Source organism: Streptococcus sp. HMSC064H09 (genome assembly GCF_001812625.1).
Lineage (GTDB): Bacteria > Bacillota > Bacilli > Lactobacillales > Streptococcaceae > Streptococcus.
On sequence record NZ_KV809565.1, the window covers coordinates 1 to 2,455 of the forward strand.

Below are 2,455 nucleotides of genomic sequence, written 5' to 3' on the forward strand. Positions count from 1 at the left end.
CCGTGACTCTCCTACAATTTTTACACTGGAAACGACGTTTTTTCAGACGTAGTAGAGTTGGAGTTCCAGCTTGCTCGAGAAGAGGGATTTTAGAGGTTTTTTGAAAGTCATATTTGATCATCTTTCCTTGGCAGTGAGGACATGATGGTGCAGGATAATCAAGTTTTGCTTGAATCTCGATATGAGTGTCAGTTTCAAAAACAAGTGAAATCTTGATATTTTGGTCTTTAATTCCGATTAATTCTGTGGTATTCTTAATAAGTCTCATGAGTTCTTCCTAATGATGGTTTGGTCGCTTTTCATTATAGTTCTTATGGGACTTTTTGTGTACACTCAAAAAGCTCTATAATCTCTACAGTGGTTTTACCCACTACAGAAATTATAGAGCCATTAAACAATTATCAATCGTACTTAACTGGAAAATCATAATCCTCATAGCACTCGCCTCAAACATATTTCTTGCTAGTTTACTATAAGCGTGATTAAATAGAGTTTGTAAGAAAACTTATAAAGGAGAACAGATATGAATCCAATGGACCTATTTAACCAAGTAAAAGAAATGATCGAAAAGAAAGATTTCGAAGCTGCTAAAAAGTTTGTCGATGACAATAAAGATGATTTGGGCGAATACTTCGACCAAGCCAAATCTCTTGTTTCAGGTAACGAAATGGTTAGTGGAGCTTTAGACAAGATTAAAGGTCTATTCTAAGACGAAGTCCCCTCAATCTTATTGATTGAGGGGACTTTTTATGTTTAGAGTTTCTATTTAGAGACAATGCATAACACAATCTAAGATTCTTTAGAAACACAAAAAAGAGATTCCTAAGGAATCTCTTTTTATTCTATATGACTATAGAATTATTTTTTCAAGTTGTAGAATGATTTCAAACCACGGTATTCTGTTAGTACAGTTTTAAATGCGTATATAATAGGAAGAAAACCTGTCAAATAAGGATATATGCGTGTAAGATATAGACGCTAAAATACATATAAAGTTACTAAAGTTTACACTTATTGCCCCTTATTTGCCCCTTTTTTAAAATATAAAAGACTTGGCAGCATGAGCTACCAAGCGGCATGAAAAAAAACAAAAACATTGAACGTTAAAGTCCATCTATAGTGTACCTCTATTTAGATTAAATGTCTAATGCTATTCACAAAATAAAAAACCCCGACTAAAAGCCGAGGGCAGTTCGAGAGTTTTTATCGAAACGACGCCAAGTGTTCCTAAGAATATGTTATCACTTATCTATGAGAATCGCAAATATAAAAAAGAGCTATGAGATAGCCTCGTAGCTCTTTGCCTATGATGGATAGATACATTATACCAAATAAAAAAAGCCCCAGCAAATGCCAGGGCTTCGACCACTACCACCATGATTTCCGAACTGTGGTCTGTCGGGAGGTGATATACTCCTTTTTATTTTATTTTGATTCGTGGTCTGTTATTTACATTTTAGGCGAATGAACCGAATGACGTTACACGACGACCATTTTCTGATTGTCCGACTGCAACATAGCGACGATTACCAGACCCGCCAATGTAACTGATCCAGATATAGCCGTCAACATCACACCAGCCATCATAGTTGATAGTTTCACCGGCTCCATAGACTGCCACGATTTCAGCGCCTAGACCGGCACCAGCTCGAACGTTAAGAGCTGATACTTCAACCGTGAATGTCCCGGTTTCCTCGTTGATAGTAATTATACCATCAAACGGGGCTGGGGTTGGTGCAGGGGATTGTGATTGGTTGTCCGTTGGGAAATAGAACCAGCCTACAATGCCATCAAAATTACGTGTGTTGTAACGAGCGGGACCACCGACATATAAGCTATCAGCGTTGCCGTCAATATTTTGCTCGATGGTTCGCATGGTGTAGCCGTCTGAATCTTCGATAACCAAGCCAGTGTGGCCGTATGAATGCCCTGCGATGTAAGTGGTATCCATGACGAATACAGCCCCACGACGTGGACGGCTGTCGAGGTTGCCTTCTTGGTTGTACTCGACCTCGTAGCCTGCTGCTGCCGCTGAGTTTAGCAAGTCAATGGCGTTACCCCAAAGAGCACGGCCAAAGAAGTTAATTGAGATAGAGTTAGGCAGGTCAACGCATTGTGTCCCCCACGATCCATCTGCATCAGTACCGACGCCGGCGTTAGCTAGATTTTCTGCGAATAGAATGATGTCATTATCTGTTGCCATATAGTAGGCCTCCTTAAATTATTTTTGAATAGCTTGTTTAATCTCCGAAAGCGTTCTTTCCAATTCTTCGACTTTCTGTTTTAAAGTCTCAATTTCGCTTGTAGGTAATTGAGATTTTGTTACAAGTGGGTCTTCCGCCCATTTGTTTTGCTCTACAACCTGTTGGAAAAAGTTATTATAAGTCGGAAATAACCCATACGCTTGGCTGATAGACAAGGATGAAGATTGTTTATCTTTAATTTCCTTGATATC

4 protein-coding genes are annotated in these 2,455 nt (G+C 39.1%); 1 reads left to right on the plus strand and 3 read right to left on the minus strand.

Annotated features, from left to right (window positions below; genetic code table 11):
* A partial coding sequence (locus tag HMPREF2867_RS02585) for a transposase family protein (RefSeq protein ID WP_141750983.1) occupies positions 1-268 on the minus strand: 268 nt, incomplete at its 3' end.
* Positions 269-523: 255 nt separating this feature from the next.
* Between HMPREF2867_RS02585 and HMPREF2867_RS02590 the strand changes: the two genes are divergently transcribed.
* The gene (locus HMPREF2867_RS02590; protein WP_002890454.1) at positions 524-709 is read left to right on the plus strand and encodes a hypothetical protein; all 186 of its coding nucleotides are present in this window, start codon (positions 524-526) and stop codon (positions 707-709) included.
* A gap of 747 nt (positions 710-1,456) precedes the next feature.
* Here HMPREF2867_RS02590 and HMPREF2867_RS02595 read toward each other — a convergent pair.
* Together HMPREF2867_RS02595 and HMPREF2867_RS11315 are read right to left on the minus strand one after the other, a co-directional pair.
* Positions 1,457-2,203, minus strand: a complete 747-nt coding sequence (locus tag HMPREF2867_RS02595) for a CHAP domain-containing protein (protein ID WP_070575551.1) — start codon at positions 2,201-2,203, stop codon at positions 1,457-1,459.
* Between the two features lie 18 nt (positions 2,204-2,221).
* Positions 2,222-2,455: hypothetical protein (locus tag HMPREF2867_RS11315; RefSeq protein ID WP_176744096.1), on the minus strand; the 234-nt coding region annotated here is incomplete at its 5' end.

Coding starts and splice junctions, on each gene's coding strand:
- HMPREF2867_RS02590 (WP_002890454.1), top strand. CDS start 524: ATGAATCCAATGGACCTATTTAACCAAGTAAAAGAAATGATCGAAAAG.
- HMPREF2867_RS02595 (WP_070575551.1), bottom strand. CDS start 2,203: ATGGCAACAGATAATGACATCATTCTATTCGCAGAAAATCTAGCTAAC.